This is a genomic window from Nostoc sp. DedQUE08, from assembly GCF_034530895.1.
Lineage (GTDB): Bacteria > Cyanobacteriota > Cyanobacteriia > Cyanobacteriales > Nostocaceae > Nostoc.
Genome location: NZ_JAVRCD010000093.1, coordinates 1 through 23,089 on the forward strand (window position 1 = coordinate 1; position 23,089 = coordinate 23,089).

Annotated in this window: 24 protein-coding genes and 1 pseudogene; 18 read left to right on the plus strand and 7 right to left on the minus strand. The window is 40.8% G+C overall.

The genetic code is table 11. The annotated features are described in order from the left end of the window. Window positions 1-89: 89 nt before the first annotated feature. Window positions 90-1,192: pseudogene (locus RMY64_RS36970) on the minus strand (ISAs1 family transposase). Window positions 1,193-1,544: 352 nt separating this feature from the next. Further along, a complete protein-coding gene (locus tag RMY64_RS34570) occupies window positions 1,545-2,429 on the minus strand; it encodes a DUF4351 domain-containing protein (protein ID WP_322702429.1) in 885 nt (294 codons plus the stop codon). Window positions 2,430-2,584: 155 nt separating this feature from the next. On the opposite strand from RMY64_RS34570, the gene RMY64_RS34575 reads away from it, so the two are divergent. The 6 genes from RMY64_RS34575 (at window position 2,585) to RMY64_RS34600 (ending at window position 5,540) form a co-directional block, all read left to right on the plus strand. After that, on the plus strand, window positions 2,585-2,743 hold the full coding sequence (locus RMY64_RS34575; protein WP_176727060.1) for a hypothetical protein: 159 nt from the start codon (window positions 2,585-2,587) through the stop codon (window positions 2,741-2,743). 147 nt (window positions 2,744-2,890) lie between these two features. Next, the gene (locus tag RMY64_RS34580; RefSeq protein ID WP_322702430.1) at window positions 2,891-3,556 is read left to right on the plus strand and encodes an MATE family efflux transporter; all 666 of its coding nucleotides are present in this window, start codon (window positions 2,891-2,893) and stop codon (window positions 3,554-3,556) included. 48 nt (window positions 3,557-3,604) lie between these two features. After that, a complete protein-coding gene (locus tag RMY64_RS34585) occupies window positions 3,605-4,216 on the plus strand; it encodes an MATE family efflux transporter (protein ID WP_322702431.1) in 612 nt (203 codons plus the stop codon). A gap of 322 nt (window positions 4,217-4,538) precedes the next feature. Next, complete coding sequence (locus RMY64_RS34590; RefSeq protein WP_322700448.1) at window positions 4,539-4,886, plus strand: metalloregulator ArsR/SmtB family transcription factor; 348 nt, start codon at window positions 4,539-4,541, stop codon at window positions 4,884-4,886. Next, window positions 4,873-5,370 (plus strand): SRPBCC domain-containing protein, encoded by a 498-nt coding sequence (locus RMY64_RS34595; RefSeq protein WP_322702432.1) that lies wholly within the window; start codon window positions 4,873-4,875, stop codon window positions 5,368-5,370. Before RMY64_RS34590 ends, RMY64_RS34595 begins: the two co-directional genes overlap by 14 nt. Before the next feature lie 23 nt (window positions 5,371-5,393). After that, window positions 5,394-5,540, plus strand: coding sequence for a hypothetical protein (locus RMY64_RS34600; RefSeq protein WP_322702433.1), 147 nt, complete (start codon window positions 5,394-5,396; stop codon window positions 5,538-5,540). A 23-nt stretch (window positions 5,541-5,563) separates the two neighbouring features. Here the strand turns inward: RMY64_RS34600 and RMY64_RS34605 are convergent, their stop codons facing one another. Continuing rightward, on the minus strand, window positions 5,564-5,965 hold the full coding sequence (locus tag RMY64_RS34605; RefSeq protein ID WP_322702434.1) for a fasciclin domain-containing protein: 402 nt from the start codon (window positions 5,963-5,965) through the stop codon (window positions 5,564-5,566). 431 nt (window positions 5,966-6,396) lie between these two features. On the opposite strand from RMY64_RS34605, the gene RMY64_RS34610 reads away from it, so the two are divergent. Both RMY64_RS34610 and RMY64_RS34615 read left to right on the plus strand, forming a co-directional pair. Then, entirely contained in the window at window positions 6,397-6,606 is a 210-nt protein-coding gene (locus RMY64_RS34610; protein ID WP_322702435.1) for a CopG family transcriptional regulator, read from the plus strand. Window positions 6,607-6,820: 214 nt separating this feature from the next. After that, window positions 6,821-6,997, plus strand: a complete 177-nt coding sequence (locus tag RMY64_RS34615; protein WP_322702436.1) for a XapX domain protein — start codon at window positions 6,821-6,823, stop codon at window positions 6,995-6,997. A gap of 154 nt (window positions 6,998-7,151) precedes the next feature. On the opposite strand, the gene RMY64_RS34620 is transcribed toward RMY64_RS34615, so the two are convergent. After that, complete coding sequence (locus RMY64_RS34620) at window positions 7,152-7,319, minus strand: hypothetical protein (protein WP_322702437.1); 168 nt, start codon at window positions 7,317-7,319, stop codon at window positions 7,152-7,154. A gap of 534 nt (window positions 7,320-7,853) precedes the next feature. Here RMY64_RS34620 and RMY64_RS34625 point away from each other — a divergent pair. After that, window positions 7,854-8,969: a hypothetical protein gene (locus tag RMY64_RS34625; protein WP_322702438.1), complete on the plus strand. Its 1,116-nt coding sequence runs from the start codon at window positions 7,854-7,856 to the stop codon at window positions 8,967-8,969. Window positions 8,970-9,306: 337 nt separating this feature from the next. On the opposite strand, the gene RMY64_RS34630 is transcribed toward RMY64_RS34625, so the two are convergent. After that, on the minus strand, window positions 9,307-9,558 hold the full coding sequence (locus RMY64_RS34630) for a hypothetical protein (RefSeq protein WP_322702439.1): 252 nt from the start codon (window positions 9,556-9,558) through the stop codon (window positions 9,307-9,309). A gap of 239 nt (window positions 9,559-9,797) precedes the next feature. Between RMY64_RS34630 and RMY64_RS34635 the strand changes: the two genes are divergently transcribed. After that, the gene (locus tag RMY64_RS34635) at window positions 9,798-9,995 is read left to right on the plus strand and encodes an NblA/ycf18 family protein (RefSeq protein ID WP_322702440.1); all 198 of its coding nucleotides are present in this window, start codon (window positions 9,798-9,800) and stop codon (window positions 9,993-9,995) included. Between the two features lie 608 nt (window positions 9,996-10,603). On the opposite strand, the gene RMY64_RS34640 is transcribed toward RMY64_RS34635, so the two are convergent. Continuing rightward, a complete protein-coding gene (locus tag RMY64_RS34640; protein WP_322702441.1) occupies window positions 10,604-11,266 on the minus strand; it encodes a Coq4 family protein in 663 nt (220 codons plus the stop codon). A gap of 186 nt (window positions 11,267-11,452) precedes the next feature. On the opposite strand from RMY64_RS34640, the gene RMY64_RS34645 reads away from it, so the two are divergent. Next, window positions 11,453-11,593, plus strand: coding sequence for a hypothetical protein (locus RMY64_RS34645; protein ID WP_322702442.1), 141 nt, complete (start codon window positions 11,453-11,455; stop codon window positions 11,591-11,593). 54 nt (window positions 11,594-11,647) lie between these two features. After that, a complete protein-coding gene (locus tag RMY64_RS34650; RefSeq protein ID WP_322702443.1) occupies window positions 11,648-12,619 on the plus strand; it encodes a M48 family peptidase in 972 nt (323 codons plus the stop codon). Here RMY64_RS34650 and RMY64_RS34655 read toward each other — a convergent pair. Next, window positions 12,599-12,928: a hypothetical protein gene (locus tag RMY64_RS34655; protein WP_322655984.1), complete on the minus strand. Its 330-nt coding sequence runs from the start codon at window positions 12,926-12,928 to the stop codon at window positions 12,599-12,601. The two genes, RMY64_RS34650 and RMY64_RS34655, sit on opposite strands and share 21 nt — an antisense overlap. A 310-nt stretch (window positions 12,929-13,238) precedes the next feature. On the opposite strand from RMY64_RS34655, the gene RMY64_RS34660 reads away from it, so the two are divergent. From RMY64_RS34660 to RMY64_RS34685, 6 genes are all read left to right on the plus strand, one after another. After that, window positions 13,239-13,919, plus strand: coding sequence for a hypothetical protein (locus RMY64_RS34660; protein ID WP_322702444.1), 681 nt, complete (start codon window positions 13,239-13,241; stop codon window positions 13,917-13,919). 10 nt (window positions 13,920-13,929) lie between these two features. Next, entirely contained in the window at window positions 13,930-19,995 is a 6,066-nt protein-coding gene (locus RMY64_RS34665; protein ID WP_322702445.1) for an AAA family ATPase, read from the plus strand. A gap of 84 nt (window positions 19,996-20,079) precedes the next feature. Beyond that, a complete protein-coding gene (locus RMY64_RS34670; RefSeq protein WP_322702446.1) occupies window positions 20,080-20,709 on the plus strand; it encodes a response regulator transcription factor in 630 nt (209 codons plus the stop codon). Window positions 20,710-20,950: 241 nt separating this feature from the next. Then, window positions 20,951-21,154, plus strand: a complete 204-nt coding sequence (locus tag RMY64_RS34675) for a hypothetical protein (RefSeq protein WP_322702447.1) — start codon at window positions 20,951-20,953, stop codon at window positions 21,152-21,154. 466 nt (window positions 21,155-21,620) lie between these two features. Next, complete coding sequence (locus RMY64_RS34680) at window positions 21,621-22,178, plus strand: DsbA family protein (protein ID WP_322702448.1); 558 nt, start codon at window positions 21,621-21,623, stop codon at window positions 22,176-22,178. Between the two features lie 114 nt (window positions 22,179-22,292). Beyond that, entirely contained in the window at window positions 22,293-22,964 is a 672-nt protein-coding gene (locus RMY64_RS34685; protein ID WP_322702449.1) for an alpha/beta fold hydrolase, read from the plus strand. The last annotated feature ends 125 nt before the right edge of the window (window positions 22,965-23,089 follow it).

Genomic DNA, 23,089 nt, shown 5'->3' on the forward strand with positions numbered 1-23,089 from the left:
CTGCTTATTAAATCCTTAAACAGCAAGCTTTTCACGACTTAACGGGAAAAGTCAGACCACAGCATAAGTCTTTCAGCGTTCATGCAGGGCTATTTCATTCTAAAAAGTTGTTTGAGTGTGTTTAAACCAAAAGAGCATAGTCGTTGGGCTTGTGCCATATTTTTAAACATCTGGTCACGGTATAAATTGAGTGTAAAATTGCGAGCAAGCGCAAAATTTTGAGGCAGAGGAGTAGTGCGAATTCTAGATTTATCTTCACCTTGAGTAACGTCTCGAACATAGTGGACTTTATTCTCAACACCCCAATATCCTCTGATACGTTCAGCAAAGGCTTGCGCCGTTTCATTTAAAGATGAAATATAATAACGGGTTTCATTAGTTACTTCAATCACATTGTGTGTGAAAACCTGACGCTCTGATTTGACTTGAATCAAAGTGGTAAGTCCAGGCCAAAGACGAATACCATCAAGATTTTGACAAATACTGACATGACGCTTTTCGATTCGACCATGCCCTTTATTTATCTGCTCATAAGTGAATTCCGGTGTAAAATTTGTTTTGACATCTTTGAATAGATTAGATTGATTGCCTTTTAAGGCGGCAACATAATCATTTCCACTGTTTATAATCAACTCACAAGTTTTTTTTGGGTATTAATAGCATCAAAAGCAAAAACAACTGCCTTGAGAGCCAGTTTTGAAATTAACTCAGGTAAAGCAATAAGATCATTAGTTTTGGCATCGACTTGAAATGGCTCTAAAATTAAGCCTCGCTCAACAATATAAGAACTAACTAACATAATCGCTGGATGCGAATCGGAGTTAGGGTTATCATTTTCAATTTGATATGAGCCTTTGAGGACTTTGCCATCTAACCCAACAGTTTCTCCAGTATTTGGTTGTACATTAAATAATTTGCTTAGACACACGGAATAATCTTCGTAATCTACGTGTAATAAGGCACGACGCACAGTGCTATAAGAAGGTAGTCTATTTTTTTTGGGTTGAAAAAGGTCAATCAACGGCTCACGGTAGCTTGAAATCCAGTCTCCAATTGCTAAAAATCCTTTATTCCCTGCTGCGATCGCTAATGTGAACAGTGCCAGACATAATGGTAGATTATGTCTCTGTCCGGCGCAGCGACGCGGGTCTTCTAGACCTGCAAAAGCTTTGATAATTTCGATTTCAGACACGGTATTAGATGCTTGAAGTAGATATGGCGCTGAATTTTACCATATCGCGTCTACATTTAGAATGAAATAGCCCTGTTATGCAGTTTCCCAGTTTGGAGCAAATAATCTCTATTGCCAAGCCATTGAAAAAGACAATTTTGTGTTCGTTATCTTGTCCATCGCTTAAACTGACAAGTTTTGTTCTGCTCATTTTTTCCATCTCAGAGACAGTATTCTCAAAGAAATACAATTTATGTCCACAGTTGCAATAAAATGATGATGGAAATACTTCTATTGCCATTTTAAAAGCCAAGATAAACACCCCAAATACTACCAGGCTCTATAGAAGAGAATAGATACCTAGGTCATGTTATTATCTGGCTTGCTGATTTAACCAAGCTTCTAAATCCGTTACTACAGAAAAATCTAATAACGCTTCTCCTAGAATAGACAATTGCTCAATAGATAATCCTCGAACTCCTTCAATCAACGATGCATCAATTTCACCAAGACGACGATTTAGTTGACGTATAATTAAATCCTGTTGTCCTTCTTGTTTGGCTTTTTCACGGTCTTGCTGATAAAGTGGTTCTAATCGCATAATTAACTCCCTATCATCCAATTCTAAATTTTGATTGATTCTTAAATTCTGGCGCAGATTATAAACTAATTCTAGCGTTGCTTGCCTGTATGGGTGATTCAATGGTAAGTTTGATAATTCCACAATTGCCTGTGACTGCACACTCCCCCTGCCAAGAATTCTCAACCACAAGGTTTCCGGTGTTTGTGGTAGTTGATGTATGGCTACAATTGCTGTCCGTAGCGCATCACCTAAAAAGTATACTCCTGGCAACCACCCCGATTTCTGATTAACATTAAAGCTTGATAGTAATGCTGGAGATGCAGTTGGAGTTAGAACCCATAGTTTCGGAATATCTGACTCTTGGAGTTTGGTTTTATTCGCTTTAGCGTCTCGTCGCAGGAGAGCTTTTACTTCTAGTAATTTTTGAATACAATCACAAATTTCATCACCAGAAGCAGCATTCCGAAATGGTTCTAATATTGCCGGAAATTCGGCAAATCTTCCAAGTAGCCCTAGCACTTCTAAATTAGAAGTTTGCTGTAATGATGGAGTAAATAGCACATCAATTTCTTTGATCTCTCCTGATATTTTTGATGATGCCTTTACTTCCCCATAAGGTTTTAATAGTTCTTCTAGATAATCTTTGGCAAATTCGTCGTGTACAAATCGAGTCATTCAATTAGGTTATTAAAAATTAATTGGAAGTGATTAATAATATTTTATCTGTATTTACAACCCATTTTAATCACACCTCAAATTTAAGCCGAATTCAGTCTGTTTCATGCTGTTTCGCAATCAGCCGACAGTTTGCGCTCATCTCCAAGCTGATCATGGAAATTTTGGAGCAAACAATTCCTCAAAGACAGGGTAGAACAAATCCCAGAGTAGTCAAAAAACCTCGTTCTAAGTTTCCAGCGAGAATTCCCATCCACACAGGAGCGGGTACTAAACGTCAACCACTGACTTTTTTTATTCTCAATACTGCTTAATTCTTAACCGAGAAGTATTGCGGCGCTATCATTGGGGGCAAGAAAAGAGCGAATTAATTAATTCAAAATTACTGAGCTATTCTTCAATTTTGAATTTTGAATTTTGAATTGTTTCGGTCATTGTTGTGTTCAAGGGATTTACTAATTTTGTCTATCTTTGCTCAACGTTCAGCATTCATCCACCGTTTTCTCAAACTGGCATCTGTAAATGTTCTTTCAAATCTAATGGTTCCGTTGGCAGGACTAATAGATGTAATGTTTTTAGGGCATTTAACGGAGATTCGTCATTTAGCAGGTGTGGCAATAGCAACAATTTTATTCAATTATATTTATTGGACATTCGGTTTCTTACGCATGGGTACAACTGGAATGGTTGCACAGGCTATAGGGCGTAAAGATAACCAATCGGCAATATTGATTGGTTTACAGCATGGAATTTTAGCACTGATATTAGGACTCGCCATCCTGATATTTCAACAACCTTTACAAATATTAGGGTTTGCAATTCTAAGTGCTACACCGGAAGTTAAAACTTCTGGTGTTGATTTCTATAATGCTTTAATATGGGGTGCCCCAGCAACATTGATTAACTTTGTCTTGATTGGTTGGTTTCTTGGACAAGCCCAAAGTAGTAAAGTTTTGTTGCTTTCAGCTATTAGTAATCGTGCAAATGTACTACTAGATTATCTATTTATTGTTCAGTGGGGATGGTCAAGTAGAGGAGCTGGATTAGCGACAGCCACTAGTCAGTATCTGATGCTAATAGTAGGTACTTTGCTATATTGTCAAACAATTTCATTTAAACAAATATAAGCTTCAATTGGGGAAGTATTTAACCTATCTGCTTTAAAATCAGTTTTCATGCTGAATGGAGAAATTATTATTCGGACTTTCGCTTTAATTTCGACAATGGCGATGTTTAGCAATCTCAGTTCTATGTTAGGAACTGAAATTCTGGCGACAAATACCCTGCTGATGCAATTGGTGAGCTTGGCAGCATATTTCATTGATGGCTTGGCATTCGCTACTGAGAGCTTGGCTGGAATTTTTCAAGGTAGTGGAAATATTACTTCTTTAAAACAACTGTTGCAAACATCTGTAGTCAGCAGCTTGGTTATCGGATTAATGTTTGCTACTGCATTTATTTTTGCCCCAGAATCACTGTTAAGATTGCTGACCAATCATACTGAAATTATCAATAATTTACGTTCTTATATTCCTTGGTTATTACCAGTTTTAGGTTTTGGCTCAGTCGCTTATGCGCTAGACGGTTATTTTCTAGGATTGACTCAAGGTCATACACTTCGTCAAGCTATGCTGAAAGCCACTGTAATTGGTTTTATTCCATCAGCAATTACAGCAATGTATTTCCATAGTAGTCATTTACTATGGCTATCAATGTCTTTATTTATGGCAACAAGAACAATAACTTTGGCATTGTGCGTACCAAAATCATTTTGTAAAAGACAGTGAGGGCAGGATGTTGGATGTAGAGTATTAGATGTAGTCTTTAAGACATTAAAGTGCGAATATATTACATACTACAACATCTTCTTAATTCTCTACACCTTTCATCCAGGAATACTAGGGATTTACGCTTTTATTAGTGCCATTCACCCCTGCCCCTCTGCTCACCACCACGCAAAGTTTGTATGGTGAAGCACTAAGTCTTACGCAGTACAACTATATTACCCAAACGCGCATTTTATTTCTTGGATTTCCCTTGAGTGGGGGCTTGACATGATTCAATAGTACATTTAACCTAGTAGTTAATTAACCATTAGGTTAAATAAAAATGTCTAACGAACAACTGAGCCTTACCTTTGCTGCCCTAGCCGATCCTACACGACGTGCAATTCTGGCTCACCTCGCCAAAGGTGAGGCATCGGTAAGTGAGTTAGCCAAGCCTTTTAAGATGAGTCTTCCTGCAATCTCCAAACATATAAAGGTACTAGAGCGTGCCGGACTGATTGTGCGGGGTCGCGAAGCTCAATGGCGACCATGCCAGATTCAAGCACAGCCGCTCAAAGAAGCGGCGGATTGGATTGAGCAATATCGTCAATTGTGGGAACAGAGGCTTGATCGGCTTGATGATTACCTGCACGAATTACAAACTCAGGAGAAACAAAATGAGCAACATTGAGGATGACACTGATGCTCAATCTCAACGTGAGATCGCGATCGTCCGCATCTTGAAGGCGCCGCGCTCCCTTGTGTTCCAGGCATGGACCGATCCGAAACACATAGCGCAGTGGTGGGGGCCCAAAGGTTTCACAACCCGTGTGATTGAGATGGATCTGCGTCCAGGCGGGAAATGGCGCTACGTGATGACTGGCCCAGACGGCAGGGAGTACCCGGCCAAAGGTGTTTTTCGCGAAATTGTACCCTTTGAGAGGATTGTTACCAGTGATGAATTTGATGAAGGCTTTGAAAAAGTCGTAAATGCTGATTTACCAAAGGGAATGGTTGTAACAGCCATTTTCGAGGATTTAGATAGCAATACCAAACTCACGCTCCAAATTATGCATGAGTCTATTGAGGATCGGCGTAAGCATGAACAGATGGGTATGATCGAAGGGTGGAACTCCACTTTTGACTGCCTAGATGAGTTTTTGGCGAAAGCTTGAGTTTCTCTTACTAGGGATGAGGTTTGTATGTTTATCTTCATCAAGCCGAGAAAAAGTTGATGCGATGGTTGCTCCATCGGCGGCAAGTGTCGGTGGAGCAACCTACAATGAACCACATCTCACCGATGGACTCAGGAGAAGCTGCACAGAGCAGCAATCGCGATGTTTAATCTCAAAAAGACTTCACGGCATTTTACTGAGGGATTAATACCCGATCAATAACATGAATCACACCATTATCTGCTGACACATCCGGTGTGACAACTGTTGCATCATTTACCTTAACACCATTATTAGAATCAATTTTGAGGTCTGTTCCCTGGGTTGTTGTTACCTCGGACAACTGTGCCAAATCTACTGCAACAATTTTTTGAGCTACTACGTGATACTCTAAAACTTTTCTTAACTCAAGCACATCTTCAAGTAATGCTTCTACAGTACCAGATGGCAGTTTAGAAAATGCCTCATCTGTTAGTGCAAACACGGTAAATGGGCCGGAACCTTTGAGCGCTGTGTCCAAACCAGCAGTTGTAATTGCTGTTACCAAGGTGTTGAAAGTATTTGCATTGATTGCAGTATCTATAATATCTGGCATTGAGCTTTACCTTAATTGTCGAAAAACTTGATACTTAGAGCTTTACTACACTTGAGTATCTAGAAAATATAAACCTACGCTAGATGCAATTGAAGAGTAAATATACTTATCACACTTTTTGAAGCGATCGCGCTGACGAAATAAAAGTCGAAAGAATCTCTACGATTAATAGGTGTGAGCTTTGTGAATGACCTACACCGCCACCTTAGAGAAGCACACCACAGACGTATACCCGCTATCCATTGTTAACCCAAAGGAGCCACTGACCCAGGTTATACGTTCCAGTAAATCTCCCCATCAACAACACCAATAGAAAAGCCAATTGTTTTGAGATTAATTGGATTAAATTGGCTAAAAGCCAGATTAAGAGAGGCTTTGAAACAAAGGTATAATTTTCTGTGACAAAAGTAATAGGGCAGTATAAAAAGTAAATGGTGAATAAAAAATGGGCAGTTAAACGATTGACAGTAAATCTCACGGCAACAGAAAGACAGAAATTGTCACAATACTGTGCAAAAACAGGAAGACCCATTAACGATGTAATTCAGGCATTACTGCGTTCTTTAAAGGTTGATAGTGACGAAGCATCGGAAATTGCGCCAGATTCTAAAGTTTCAGAATTAGCTGGGCTTCTAGTATGACTTGGAAAGGGTTGCATCCAATTTTGATTTTAAGCAACATTGTTTACCAAAAAGAGATTTACCTGACTAAGAAAGCCATGAAGCAAATCGAGTCGAGATTGCAGCGAAATCCACTTCTGCCCAAATGGGATATCTTGATTCAACTAATTTAGATGGTAAATTCTTTTTCGGAAATCACCTTAGCACTTTTACTGGTTATTAAGGGGCAATTGCAATGGATTTCAAACAAGCAGGTTTATCTCTATTAGGTGGCTGGATTATCGGTGTGGTGTTTATGGCGACAAAGCTACCCGCACCTGTTCCTCCACTTATGGGATTAATTGGAGCAGCCGGTGTACTGCTCGGTGGTTATTGCTACGAAATTATCGCCAAACTTGTGATGAAACAATGACTATTTAAAATGCAACCCATGAGAAAAAGCAATACACTTCTTTCCCACTGCGCTTACCCCCGCTACCAACTACTTTTGACCACATCCAAAGGTGATTGGCATTTGTCGTGTCATATTCAAATTCTCAAACTCCAGCATTACACCCAACCGCTCATCAATATTCATTTTTGATGATGTAAGGTTTTTCACCAGTCGGTCGCATCGAGGTGAAGAACTCAATAGTCAGGTCATCGAGGTGAGCATCTGCCAATACTACCAATTTGGCGTTGTAAACGAGAGACTCCAGCACTTCCAGAATCGCCCCCGCTCGTATTTGAAGCATCGACAATTACACAACTATCTAAAGTGGTGGAAAACTTTAAAGAAAGCAATACTCAAAATCAAGCCCCAGTTTTAATACTACTATCGCGTGAAAGTCGGCGGATTAAGTTATCTTCTTTAAACGAAGAGAGCAAGGAGCGTTAGTAGTTATGAAAAAGTTTTACTGGAGAGTAGAAAGATGGTAATAACCACGGCTTCGCTGTGACTTTAAGGATAAGCTTGCCGTTACTGTTATATCAAGTTCAGATAATTGCTTATTCTTAAAATCTCTCCACGTCCCCAGGTCTTTCAAATTTCAGATCGCCGCAAGCTGGCGCTCCGACTTCTATTTGTGTAAGAGCGTCAGTCTTAATGATAAGTATTGTATGCTCTGCTATTGGCTGCAATTGAAGATGTTTTCACCTCATCAATGAAAAACTAAACTCCTAACTACTCCAAGGGCTTTTTTAGGCCGTTAGAGAGATAAAAATTAACAGCAAACATATTATTAATAAATAAACAGTACCAAGACTGACATTTTACTATTTTGGTGAGTATGAATACAATAGTGGGACTGTGCAGCAGGCAGGGTTGGACAGCACAGCTTGTCATGGCTCAAAAATTTACAGCTTCAGAAGATGCTGCGCTTTTCTTCTCAGGTACTCAAGGTTTTTTAGTCTTGATAGCTGGATTGTTGCTGACCTTCGCCTTTCAGTTGCTGCTAGCTAACTTCTTCATTGCCTTGGGAATTTCATACTCAACTCCAGAGCATGAATTAGATCCTAATAACGAAGGATCGATAGACGATAAGATTAATCAAGTTGGGATAATAGTTGGGTTGCGAACGTTAGTAACTGTTAGCATTACATTATTTCTTGCTTGTTTTCTAGCGGTGAAACTTTGCCCATTATATGACCCGCTATTGGCAGCAGTTATTGGTTTGGTGATTTGGGCAGCCTACTTCTTTTTACTGGTATGGGTTAGTGCTACTACGGTAGGCTCGGTACTTAGTTCCGTTTTGGATCGGGCAACTTCTGGCTTGCAAGGCATTATTGGCACAGCAACTATAGCCTTTAGTGCGAAGACGATCGGCGATCGCGTTGTTTCCACAGCAGATGCAGCAGCAGCCGCAGTTCGTAACGAACTGGCTTCATCGGCGGATCGAATCAGTATCCGCAAGGCGATAGACAATTATTTAAACCAGCTAGAACTATCTCAACAAGAGCGACTAGAAATTGAAGATGAGTTTGAAAAATTAGTCGCCCAACCAGAAATGCAATCTCTCACTAAGGAAAATTACTTACGCAATATTGGTCGTAAAACCTTTGTGGATATAGTCGATAGTCGCACAGATTTGTCAAAACAAGACATTAGTTGGTTTGTAGACTCTTTTGAAGGCTTTTGGCAGCAAATTTGGGGTCAGCAACCCCAGAAAGTCCAAACTAATGGATTCCCCATCGCTCTAAAGTCTGACGAACCAGAAGAGCTAAAGCCTGAACGACTGAGTGCCAAGCTAGAGCAATTCATTAACCAAATTAGCCAACAGCAAGCTAGACAGCAAGCGGAAGCTACCCAAAAGGTGGCAGAAACTGCTGCTTGGTGGCTGTTTGGCACAGCTTTTTTCTCTGCTGCTGCTGCTGCAAGTGCTGCTGCAATTAGTGTAGGTGTTTAATTTTCTTCAATCAAGCTAATTAAGAAGAATGTAACTGCAATCTGCTGTATTAAATAAGTCGATGTGAATATTTATCGTTGGGCTAAGGTAGGAGACAAAAAGCCAAAAGCAAGAGGGAAGAGGGTTTGAGCCTATTTTATTTTTCTTAACAATACCGTTGCCAATTTACGAGGCTTTAAAGCCTGTCAACAGCCGAGCCTATTGTGGAGACTAACTGATTGTAGCAAGAGCCAATACTGTCCAAGCCTTGCTGCAATTTGAGCTTCAGCCCATTAAGCCTTGGGTAACAGGACTTTCCACTGGCGTGAGTGTTTGAGGAATATTCTGGGGAGTGGTGTCAATGACTGGTGTAGTTGTACTTAATATTATTGCTGACTGACACCAACTCATTTTGAAATGCTTCATCCAGATTAAACCACTGCCTAAAAATCGAATCACGCTGATCGTTAGGGGCAACAAACTGGTAAACGCACTCCCGATTTTCACGCTTACCCAACCAACCAATGTAATCGAGTTTCAAATCAATCTTGGCAAGTAATTTCTGTGCGATGGCACTGTTTCGCCTACGGCTGGCGATCGCCAGCCACAAGCAGAGGCGAAAAATGCTTTTAAAAAGCTCAAAGTAAGAAACTTAGAACTTAAGTTTCTACTTAGGTTGCCACAATGGAGTGATATCAAGGTTTTCAGCAGCAGAGACGGTATTTCTAACCTACGTCGGTACGGTTTACACCCCTTCATCTTTTGTAAAGCTATCGTAACATTTATTTATATAAAGCAATATTTGCTTATATTAAGCAAACCCAAATAAAAGAGTAGGTAATAAAAGCAATGAACCAACCCATTGAATTATCTTTAGAACAAGAATTTAGCCTTAGAACTTTCGCTGACGTTGTGCAGCAAATGTCTCGTGAACAAGCTCAAGAATTTTTGCAGATGCTCTATAAGCAGATGATGATAAGGGAAAAGACTTACCAAGAATTGCTCAAACATCAGTGGGAAGTTGGTTCAGGTTCAATCTTGGGCTAAAACAAATCTTGCTCCCGTTACTTTAAGCGACTCAGAAGATGACGAACAGACAATTGTCTTTTTCATGCAAATCCCTCAAAGCGCCTACGCTTTGAGGGATTTTGGGTATTGGTATTTGGTATTGGGTTTTTTGACTGCTAGGTTAAATTATTTGCTTATCTCTTCTACTGACTTTAACTCTTCAAAAGTAATACTACCGTCTTCATCTGAATCAGAATTTACTAGCAATTCCTGGGGAGTACTAGAAACGGCTATCGCTGGGCTTAGATCAGGTGTATGCTGTGGGTTACAGGATTTACAGTTTGACGATGAAAATAAATCGACATGGACGCGCCTTCTTTCTAACGTAGTCAGATATACAGCGAATCTTCAGTCATAGCTAAGACAATGACAGTGAACTTATGGCGGGCGACGCCTACGCACTTTGTTTGGTGTCTGCCTGTTCAGTACTGCAAAAATCCGTGAGCTTGCATCCTCGCAGCATCAGCCGCATGACGTTCTTGCTTCTCTTGAGGCAACATTTCCTCTTATTTTCTTCATCAGAGAAGCTAACATCACTTTCACATTCCCACTCAACGACTAACAGTAGTTGCAACCGTTTTATACCATTAAGTTTCACGAAGAATGATATTTAAGTCACTACGGACATTCTCCAATGGTTTTGACCACAAGGAATTCCATTCAATCCCAAAAAGGGGCAGGGACTGTTTTCCCATTAGCCATCCCTTAGTTATTGCATCCATATATTTTGTTGAAACCTCAATATCGTAAATAGCGGCTTTGACAAGATTTTTAGCCAATAATGCTAACCAAAAACGCGAAAAGTGTAGTTGGGCAACATAAAAAGCTTCTAATTGAATTTCTCCAAGAATGTTTGTATCGCATCCAGTAATAATATGCCAAATGTCGTGTGTTTCTGTGATATGCGCTCCGAGAAATTGGTAATCATTCTCTACTTGTCCAGAGTGTAAAGGTTGCAAATTGTTTTTGAGCAGATGTTCAGCATAGTTATATCCAAGTGTATTGGGAGGTAAGCGATAAAGTTTTTGGAGATCGATATCACCTAATCTTGAACGTCTTTCAAATGCTTGTTTTCCTTGTGGGGTGCGATGGAGAAGTTCTATTATTTTTTGTAAGCTATGCAAATCAGCAACAGTATTTGCGAGGTTGCCAATACTCTCAAAGTCACCATCGGGCGCTCTAACTATATTTATAATGCTCTCAAGTGCGCTATCGTGCCATCCTGACTCAAGTTGGGCTACAGAATCCATCTTTAAAAACCTCCGTCAACACTTTGTCTTTTAGTTTGACATGGTATAAGAGTTTTAGTTGGTCAGAATCTGCTCTGGGTTTTTTCTCGTCCTAAATCAACACAGGTAGTCCAATTGAGATCCAGGTTGCTCCCGTAACTTGTATGTGAACGCACGAAAGTGGGTGTATTTGTTTGAGATTAGGAAGTGGAATACACAAGTAAAAAAGTTAGTTTTTTTTGCTTGGGAGGAACTGACCTTTTAGCGATCGCAATCTGTGCCGAAAAATCACGCCATCCATTCAGTCCACTGCGGCGCATCTTACAAGAAATCATTGCCTCAGATTAAATAGTAATATTGAGGTGTGAGAACTGGCATATTCCTGATAGTTACAAAAATCAAATGAGCGTTAAGAGTATTAGTTTAAAAAATATTAAAGTTCAACAAAACAGCATACTACAGGAAATTTTTCATTTATCTTCAAATTCTAATCATGATTCCACTCAAATACAAAAACTAAATCAGACTTTAATTCAAACAGCAACAAAAATTGAAAACATCTGTTCTAATCAACAAGCAACGCCATCAAATCTGACGAATTTATCCCGTAAAATCTACTCATGGGTTAAATTTTTGACAGATGAACAATATCTAAAACTTCACCTGAAAACTACTGGCTATGTGTTGGAAAATGCTAAAGAACTTCTTGGTATACATGGTCAAAAATCATTTAAACTAATGATTGAAATAACTAATTTAGCTGGGCTATATCAGGTTAGAAAGTCTGCTAGCACAGCGGAGATTATGATTAGTGAGGGATTTATAAATGCACCAAAAGCAGTTTTGCAAGCATTAGTGGAATCTGCTCTTGTTGGCAAGAGTCAAGATAATACACGACTCATCAGGTCATTTGCTAGTACAGAAGAATACATTGCTGTATTGTTAGAGCTTGATTTGATTGCCGAGGTAGTGGCAGAAAATCCACAAGGCAAGTTTTATAATCTAAATGAGTTATTTGATAAAGTCAATCATGAATATTTCGCAGCAAGTCTTGCCAAACCACGTTTAGCATGGAGCCGAGTTAACACTTACCGTAAATTTGGACACTACGAGTCAGCCAGAGACAGAATAGTGATGAGTTTAACCCTAGATGATGCGAAAGTACCTGGGTTCGTAGTTGAGTTTGTGTTGTATCACGAATTGTTGCACAAGTACCACGGCACGAAGTGGGTTAAAGGAAGAAGAATGGTTCACACTAAAGAGTTCCGTATTAGTGAAAACCAGTTCAAATCTTATAACGAAGCATCAAGATGGTTAGACAAATTAACAATAATCGAAAAACCTGATTTATCTTTAGGTAAAAATTTGATTTAGGATTTTATTGACTTGCCCGGAAAAGTAATAAACGCAGCTATGAGAAACTTCGTTATAATCAACATCAAGGCAATTTTCGGCATTTTCTAACCTACCGATCGGGCCTTTAATTTCGACTATTGATATTTGTTCACCTTCCGCTTCAATAATTGCTTGCACTCTCGATTCTGTCAGGTTATTGGGAGAGAGTGAATCTATTGATAAGCCTGTATCTATAACAATATTTGACAAAGGATAAACTGACTTACATCCATCATCCATACAAAATACTAAGCAGTTGTTTTTGACGTAAATATTAGTAATTCTCATTTCATAATTCCATAAATTGCAATATTTGTTTTATATTAAACTTTTTCGACTGATTACCATAACATGCAATTAATCGGGTGAGTTTTGTGAGGAATGACCTAAACCCCCACCAACCAATCGCACACCACAGACCTACACCCGTCAATAAAGTTAACCCAAACTTGCCACTGCCTCAAATACCGATTCCAGTAAGGCTCTCCATCAGCAACCCCGATAGCATTGCCAATTTTGGAGATTAACTCACTGTAGAACCTTTGAGGAGTATTGCCGCGATCGCTTTGGCCATAATCGTCGCCAGTCTTATCTTCTAATGGATGCAGCAGTAATATTTGATAACTTAGAGCAAAAATGTGATCGTTCCGATCACATTTTGCCGACTAATGAGTGGCAAATCAGGCCACTGTCCAAGCTTGACCCGGACATTCAGCCCGAAGCATGGGAGCAAGCTGTAGAGTCTGCCAACGGGAAAGTACCATCTCATCGCATTGTCAAAGATGCGGTGCAGCGAATAATGGAACGTACTCAAGTACCTAACACCTATCAATTAGGTGAGGTATGCCAAATCTTAGCCAAAGATAATCCAGAACTCAGGGGCAAGGGTGGCTGCTGGGGGATTGTCAGCCAAGTAAATGAGTTCAGTTGCACTGTCAAAACCTGGAATGGAGAGTACACCGTTGGTTTGCAGCACCTTAAATCTCACAATTACCTGCCTGCCGAGTGTGAGCAGATGCAGTTAATCAGTGATCGCATCAGTCAAGTGTATTCAGATTCGCTGGAAGAGACAGTTAAAAGTCTATTGCAGTCGTTGGGTAAGGTGAATCGGCCTTATCTTACTGCTGTGGAAGAGAAATTGTTGAAGGTTCTGGAGTCTGAAATCAGAGTTCAAATCTTTTATTTCATCAAATTTATTTTCGATTACCAAACAGTAATTAATTATTTTCGGAATAGAAAATTACTGTATAGTTTGAGGTGTACCAGATTATCCTTTTAAGAGTTGCTCTATGATCACTCTACCTGGTATTGCCATCCAAGACAAGATATACGAAAGTTCTAATTCTCTAGTTTATCGGGGCATCAGAGACGATGGAGTAGGGATCGTCGTAAAAATGCTAAAGCTTGATTATCCCTCTCCCCAAGAACTGACTCGCTACAGACAGGAATATAAAATTACCAGTTCGCTCAACTTGAAAAGAGTTATCAAAGCATACAGCCAGCAGGACTATCAACGCACTCTGGTGATTATCTTAGAAGATTTTGGGGGAGAGTCCCTAGAGAAATGGATGCACAAGCGCCCAGATATCTTCTGCCCCATGCCCTTATCCACTTTTCTCGGTGCTGCGATCGCCCTCACCGAGATTCTAGGCAGAATCCATGCAGCCAGTGTCATTCATAAAGATATCAACCCTGGAAATATAGTTCTCAATCTGGATACTGGTGTTGTCAAAATTATTGACTTTGGAATTGCCACCCAATTTAACCGCACGAATCCGACTTTCAAAAGTCCTCATGTTTTAGAAGGGACACTCGCATACCTATCTCCAGAGCAAACTGGGCGGATGAACCGTTTACTCGATTACCGCACCGATTTATACTCCCTTGGTGTGACATTTTACGAACTGCTCACTGGACAACTACCATTTCCCAGCACAGACGTGCTGGAGCTAGTCCATTGTCATATTGCCAAACATCCTATTCCGCCTCATGAAATAAATACAACGATTCCTAAGCCAGTTTCAGATATCATTCTCAAACTGATGGCGAAAAATGCAGAAGATCGCTATCAGAGTGCCTGGGGAATCAAAGCGGATTTAGAAATTTGTGTTCAACAATTAGAAGAAATCGGTCAAATCTCTAGCATTCAACTTGGGCTTCAAGACGTTTCGGGTCAGTTTCAAATTCCCCAAAAACTGTATGGACGGGACAAGGAAGTTGCAATGTTACTGGCGGCGTTTGTTCGCGTAGCGTGTCCAGAGTCAAATCGCGTCGAGGCTTTATCAAACAATTCGGAAACGACTTCACAATGGGAACAAAGGGGCAATCCAAAATTCCAAGTCGAAATAATGCTGGTATCTGGCTATGCTGGTATAGGGAAATCCGCGTTAGTGCAAGAAATCTATAAACCAATCACCCAAAAGCGCGGCTATTTTATCTCTGGCAAATTTGATCAATTCCAGCGGAATATTCCTTACAGTGCGATCGCAGATGCCCTGCAAAAATTGGTACAACAATTGCTCGGTGAATCAGACGAGCAAGTGCAACAATGGCGATCGCTCTTACTTACAGCTTTGGGAAACAACGCACAAATCATCATTGATGTGATCCCCGAAGTTGAATTAATTATCGGCAAGCAGTCGCCTGTACCAGAAGTGGGAGCAACTGAAGCTCAAAATCGCTTTCATCGAATCTTTCAGCAATTTGTGCGGGTGTTTTGTTCAGAATCACATCCCCTGGTGATATTCTTAGATGATTTGCAGTGGATAGACTCAGCAACGCTGAAGTTAATTGAATTGATTCTGCTGGATGAGCAAACCCAATCACTATTTTTAATTGGAGCTTATCGAGATAATGAAGTAAATCCAACGCATCCATTAGCATTAATGCTAGAGAAACTGCGAAAACAAGGGGCAGTGCTTCAAGAAATTATCTTAGCACCCTTAACTCTTGAGCCGTTGAGTCAGTTGATTGCCGAGACGCTACATCAGAATGCAGACATCGTTTGTCCTTTAGCCGAGTTAGTTTTGCGTAAAACTGAGGGCAATCCCTTCTTTATCAGTGAATTTTTGAGAATGCTGCATAGCGAAAATTTATTGGTCTTTGATGCACAATACTTAAGCTGGCAGTGGAACATAGCTCAGATCCAAGCCCAAGATATCACCGATAATGTGGTGGAGTTGATGCTTCACAAGTTGAAAAAATTGCCAGAAAATACACAGCAAATTCTCCGGTTAGCTGCTTGCATCGGTGCTGAGTTTAATTTAGATACTCTATCGATTGTTTGTGAGAAACCACCTGAAACTGTCTTTCAAGATTTACTAACAGCCATACAAGTTGGATTAATTCAACCATTATCTGCATTAGATGAAAACTTGTTAATTCAAGAGTATAAGTTCTTGCACGATCGCGTGCAGCAAGCCTCATACAGCTTAATCGATGAGTCGCAAAAAGAAATTGTTCATTTACAAATTGGTCGCAATCTCCTGGGGAAAATTTTGCCAGAGCGACTATCAGACCGACTGTTTGAAATTGTCGATCATCTTAATCATGGGATTGAGCTTGTCACAGATCAACTAGAACGCAATGAAATTGCTAGATTAAATTTAATCGCAGGACAGAAAGCAAAAGCTGCAATCGCCTACAATATGGCTCGAAACTATTTAGCCGCAGGAAAAGTATGGCTAGCAGCATCTAGCTGGCAAACCAATTATGACTTAACCTTAGAGCTATATGTAAAGACAACAGAAGTCGCGTATTTATGTGGCGATTTTGAGCAGGTAGAACACTGGGTGGCGATCGTTCTACAATCAGGCAAGACTATTCTCGATATTGTAAAAGTTTACGAAGTCAAAATTCAAACTGACATCGCGCAGAACCAGCTATTAAAAGCAATAAATACTGGATTGCAAGTGTTGCAGAAATTGGGGATCAGTTTTCCCGAAAAACTGAGCCAGTCAGATATTCAGCTTGAACTAAACATAATCATATCCCGCTTTGACAACGAGCCGATTCAGAACTTGATCCAATTGCCAGAAATGGCTCAACCAGAGAAGCTAGCAGCAATGCGAATTCTCTCAAGGATAACCCTTGCTGCCTATCATGCAGCTCCCGATCTGGTGCTTCTACTTGTGTTTAAACAGGTCAACTTATCAATCCAGTATGGCAATACGTTTGTGTCTCCTTTTGCTTATGCCAACTTTGGGTTAATTCTTTGTGGAATGGTCGGCAACATTGAGACTGGCTACGAGTTTGGGCAGCTTACATTAAGGCTGTTAGCTCATCTGAAAATCCATTCACTTAAAGCTAGAACATTGTTCATGGTGACTAACTTCATCACCCACTGGAAAGAGCATATTAGGGAAACATCGAAGCCATTCCTGGAAGCTTATCAAAGTGGTTTGGAAACTGGAGATTTAGAGTTTGCTGCCTATTGCGCTTTCACTTACTGCCTCCAACTCTTCATTGTTGGAAAGGAACTTGTAGAGGTTGAACACGAGATGGCAACATACTGTGAAGCAATCCATCAAATTAAACAGACAACATCACTCACTTGGACTCTAATATTTCAGCAGTCTGTCTTAAATTTGATGGGATGCTCGGTCAATCCATCCTGTCTCGTTGGCGAATTCTACAACGAGGAAAATAGACTGCCACACCATGAAGATGCAGTTATACTCTTTCTGGCCCATCTCAACAAACTGATTCTATGCTATTTATTTTCTGAGTATGTTCAGGCGTCTGAGAACGCAGCCATAGCGGAAAGTCATGTAATCCGCGTCAGTGCAACACCCCTCGTTCCTTTACACTACTTCTATAGCTCTCTAACAAGACTCGCAATATTTCCTGGAAGCAGCGCTCAAGCCCAAGAGGAAATTCTCAAAAACGTTGCTGTTATCCAGGAGCAAATGAAGCAATGGGCAGTTTATGCGCCAATGAATTATTTGCATAAATATCATTTAGTGGAAGCAGAGATTGCACGAGTTTTGGGTCAGTTACTTGAGGCAGAAGAGTTCTACGAACAATCAATTCAAGGAGCTAGAGACAATGAGTATTTGCAAGAAGAAGCATTAGCTTATGAATTAGCTGCTAAACATTATCTGGCAAGAGGTAGAAAAAAAATCGCCCAAACTTACATGAAGGAAGCACATTACTGCTATGAACGATGGGGAGCATCTGCGAAAGTCAAAGATTTAGAAACTCGCTATCCCCAGCTATTTTCTCAATCGTCGGGCATGGCTGACGTGCCAATCCACAAAACTTCTGTCATTACCTCTAATCACTCACCCATCGCTTTCGATTTAGCGGCGGTGATGAAAGCTTCCCTTACGATTTCTAGTGAAATTGAACTGGATAAGTTACTCAGTTCCTTGATGAAGATATTAATCGAAAATGCTGGCGCACAAACAGGATTTTTGATTTTGGAAAACTCAGGAAAATGGGTGATTGAAGCATCTAGTGAATTCAATGAAGGTGAGAATGTCTATGCTACACAAGTGCTACAATCTATCCCAACTGCAAATCATTTACCTGAATCAATTATTAATTATGTAATTCGTACTCATGAATGTGTCATTTTAAATGATGCTACTCGTGAAGGTAATTTTATTAACGATCAATATATTCAACACAATCAAACTCAATCAATCTTATGTTTACCTATGCTCAATCAAGGTAAGCTCGTGGGCGTGTTGTATCTAGAAAATAAACTAGCGGCTGGGGCATTTACACCAGAGCGATTCTCCGTTCGCGCAAGCGTGCCGGAGGCATTGGGAGACGCTACGCGGTCGCAAGTCTTAAATCTGCTATCCACCCAGGCAGCCATTGCGATCGAAAATGCTAAACTCTATGCAAAGCTCCGTGCGAGTGAAAGTAAGATGGCTCAGTTTCTAGAAGCGATTCCAATAGGAATTGGAATCATGGATGCGGTAGGTAGTCCTTACTACTTCAATAAAAAGGCTATTCAGCTATTGGGCAAAGGGATAGATCCTTCTATAACACTGGATCAAATCTCAGAGGTTTATCAAATTTATTTAGCAGGAACGGATCAAAAGTATCCAACTGAGAAATTGCCAGTGATGCGGGCGTTGAGCGGCGAACATACTAGGATCGACGATTCAGAAATTCGCCGAAATAACGTAACAATTCCAGTTGAGGTATGGGGAACTCCAGTATTTGATGAGCAGGGCAACGTGGCTTATTCGATTACAGCCGTTCAAGATATCACAGAGCGCAAACAAGCAGAACACCTCTTAGCCAATTACAACCGCACTCTAGAGCAACGGGTAGCTCAAAGGACTGCGGCTTTACAAAAAAGCGAAGCCGCACTGCGCGATGTCTACGACGAGCTTCGCTTACGCGAACAAGAATTACGACTAATCACCGACGCTCTACCAGTTCTTATCAGCTACGTGGATGCAAATCAGCGTTATCAGTTTGTTAACCACACTTATGAGGTTTGGTTTAACCTTAGTCGAGATGAGATTTTGGGCAAATCTGTTCATGAACTCCTGGGTGAGACGGTTTATCAACGGGTTGAGCCGTTTATTAATCAAGTGTTTGAAGGGCAAACTGTAACCCTGGAAGCAGAAATTCCCTTTTCACTGGGTAAAAGGTGCATCAGTGCTACCTTGATCCCCGATTGCGATCGCAATGCTCAAGTGAGAGGCTTCTACAGTCTCATCACGGATGTTAGCGAACAGCGAAACGCTGCACTACGTGAACGCAAACGAGCCGAACACGCCTCCATTCTGGAAGAACGCAACCGCATGGCGCGAGAAATTCACGATACCCTGGCACAGTCCTTCACAGGCATTCTTGTTCAAGTAGGAGCTACAACACAAGTGCTAGCGGATGATATAGAAGCGACACAGGCACACCTGGAAATAATTGAGGAACTGGCACGAACCGGACTTACTGAGGCGCGTCGATCGGTGTCAGCACTCCGTCCTCAGCTATTGGAGGATGGCAATTTACATAGTGCCCTTCATCGCCTTGTGACTCAAATGAGAGCCACTGCCGATACCGTTCTGATCTACGAAATCAAAGGCACAGCTTATTCCTTGCCAGCTGAGGTTGAAAATAACTTACTACGGATTGGCCAAGAAGCATTAACCAACGCTATAAAATACGCTGATGCTGCGGAAATTCGTGTTGAGTTGGTATATGACAATGCCCAATGTATTCTGCGCGTTAAAGACGATGGACGGGGCTTTGGGGTTGCTACGATCCCAGTTGTTGGCGGATTTGGATTGCTAGGAATGAGCGAGAGGGCAGAACATCTTGGAGCGCAACTGAGTATTCAGAGCCAACCTGGGCAAGGAACAGAAATTGTTGTCATTGTTAATCGAGATTAAGAATTATTAAATAGACAAGATCAGAAACGCAACGTGTAGTATTAGCTTAATTTCTCAGTTTGTACTTTCAATTTCTTCATAATTATGAGCCAATCAACGAATATTCGGATTCTGATTGTTGATGATCATTCCATTGTCAGGCAAGGATTGGCAACCATCATTAACCGTGATCCAGAGATGACAGTGATTGCTCAAGCAGAAGATGGGCAACAAGCGATCGCTCTCTTTCGTCAATACCAACCAGATTTAACGCTGATGGATTTACGAATGCCCCAGATGGCAGGAGTTGAAGCCATTACTGCTATTTGTGCTGAATTTAAAGCTGCCCGAATTGTTGTGCTGACAACCTATGATGGTGATGAAGATATTTATCGCGGATTGCACGCAGGCGCTAAAGGATATTTGCTCAAAGATGCTAAACCCAACGAACTTCTGAGTGCCATTCGCACAATTCATCGCGGTCAACAGTATATTCCACCCGAAGTAGGGGCAAAATTGGTGCAGAGGATGAGCAATCCTGAACTGAGTGAGCGAGAGCTAGATGTACTCCGTTTAATGGCGCAAGGAATGAGTAATTTAGAAATTAGCACTACTTTGAGTATCGGTGAAAGCACCGTCAAATCTCACGTTAATCGAATTTTAAGTAAGTTGGGAGTCAACGATCGCACTCAAGCCGTGATTATTGCTGTTAAACGAGGGATTGTCAATTTGTAAGGAAGTTGTACTAAAGTTCAAATTTAGATTCCAACTTTAGTTGGAGCCAACATTCCATTTATATATGGACTGATTTATCAATCACTCTATTGAGCAAAAGTTTCAACTTTTAGGGGACGACAAGTTAGAGTTAGTTGCATATATTTATAGACAAAGCCTCCAAAGCTTCAACAAACGTCCTCTAAACTTTAGTTGCTCACTGGTGGCGATTTAGAATTGGTAAAAAACGCGGAATATAATTATGGATGTTTGGAATTTGGCTAAATTAGGAGTCGTAATTGTTGGCGCAATAGCTTTCTCTGGAAACTCTGCTATTGCCAAAATCAATCAGGGTGTGACTCTAAATAATAATCTGAATGCACCTACCTTAAACACAGCGATTAAAAAGCACAATACATTAGGAGACGATGCCCTGAAAATTAATTACAGCATCAAACAAACTTAATCTCAAAATAGAAATGCTGCTCTAGATAAGAAAAAAACTTTGCTAGCAGGCTGTTACCGTTCGTGTTTTTAAGCCTTAGAGGATGTTTGAAAAGTATTTTTGGTAACTTCTGAGGCTCGGAAACCTAACCCCCCTTCCCTACAAGGGAATGAGAGCTTCAAAGCCTCTCGACCCTTGTTTAACGACAGGCTAACGCAACGGGGAGAGGAATGGAAGCGGGGTTTCTGGTATAATTTACAACTTTTCAAACATCCTCTTAGCGTTTTTTATTTCACACAGATCCCAAAGAGTTAATAAGTAGGTGGGCATAAATATATAAATATAGATGTGTTACATTTCGTTAACGCACCATCTAATTTTCTTCTGAATGACTTAGACCTTTCCAAGAACTAGATTTTAGCTCAGGTAGTACAAGGATTTCAGAAGAGATCACTGGCGATGAGCATTTTCTTCTTCGGAGGTCTCAGTGAGTTTTGACCGCGATCGCAGTTTGTTATTCGTCCCACCTTCAACACAAGATCACATAAAAGGTGTGCTGAATGCCACAGTAGTGCTTGTGATGTATGGGGACTATGAATGTTCTCAGAATGGGGACGTTTACAGGCTGATTAGAGTCATTGGGCGACAGCTTAGTGTTTCTTTGGGGGAGAATTATTTGTGCTTCATTTTCCGTCATTTTCCACAGATAGAGATTCATTCTCATGCTCAACGTGCGGCTGAAGCAGCTGAAGCGGCTGCTGTCCAAGGTCAATTTTGGACAATGCATGAAATGCTGTTCAGCTATCAACAAGAGTTGGGAAATGGCTATCTCGTGGAGTATGCCAATAATCTAGGACTTGATATTTCCAAATTTCTGCAAGATATATCTAAAAAAGTCTACGTCGATCGCATCAATGAAGATATTGAAAGTGGATTATACAGTGGAGTAACGGCTGCCCCAGCACTGTTTATTAATGGAATTCGGTATCTCGATCGCTGGACTGTTGAGCAGATAATGGCAGCTATTGTTGCTGCAAATGATTAAGGTTTTTGATTCTTATCCCAACAAGTATTTCATCGGGGAGTATTTCATAATTTCTATACGGACGACAAGAATCAGAGATTTCAGCAATTTAGCAAGAATACAGAGGCGATCGCAATGATGGTTTTTACATGGAAAAAAGTTCAAAAATTGTTGCTGGGGTTATTTGCATTAAGTGTTGTCGTTGTCATATCAATGCATCCAACACCAGCCACCTCCAAGGAATTACCCCAAGCGTCCAACTCTAAACCTGCGATCGTTCTCGTTCATGGGGCTTTTGCTGACGGTACATCATGGCAACATGTCATTCCATTGTTAGAGCAGGATGGCTACAGAGTGACTGCTGTGCAGATTCCGCTCACCTCGCTTGCTGATGATGTGGCAACAACGAAGCGGGTGATTAATAATCAAAAAGGTTCCGTTGTTTTGGTCGGACATTCCTATGGTGGAAATGTGATTACGGGTGCGGCGGCTGGCAATCCACAGGTGAAAGCTCTGGTTTATGTTAATGCTTTCGCACCAGATGTCGGTGAAAAGACGAGTGATTTGAATAAAAAGTATGCAACACCTCCGATTAGCACGGCAATTGTATCTGATGCTGCAAACTTTCTCTATATTGATCGCGGGAAGTTTCACAAATTTTTTGCCCAAGACGTATCAAAGGCTGAGGTGCGAGTGATGGCAGCAACCCAAAAGCCGATCGCCAGCGCAGCGTTTGAGCAATCATTGAATGAAATCGCCTGGAAAAAAATTCCTTCCTGGTTTATCGTGACTCAAAGCGATGTCTGACGACAAGCCGCTGCGCGTCTACGCGCCATCAACCCTGAACTTCAACGATTTATGGCTAAACGGATTGGTGCTAAGCTCGACTTTATCCATTTTTGGCTACGGGTCATCACAAATGTAGGCGATCG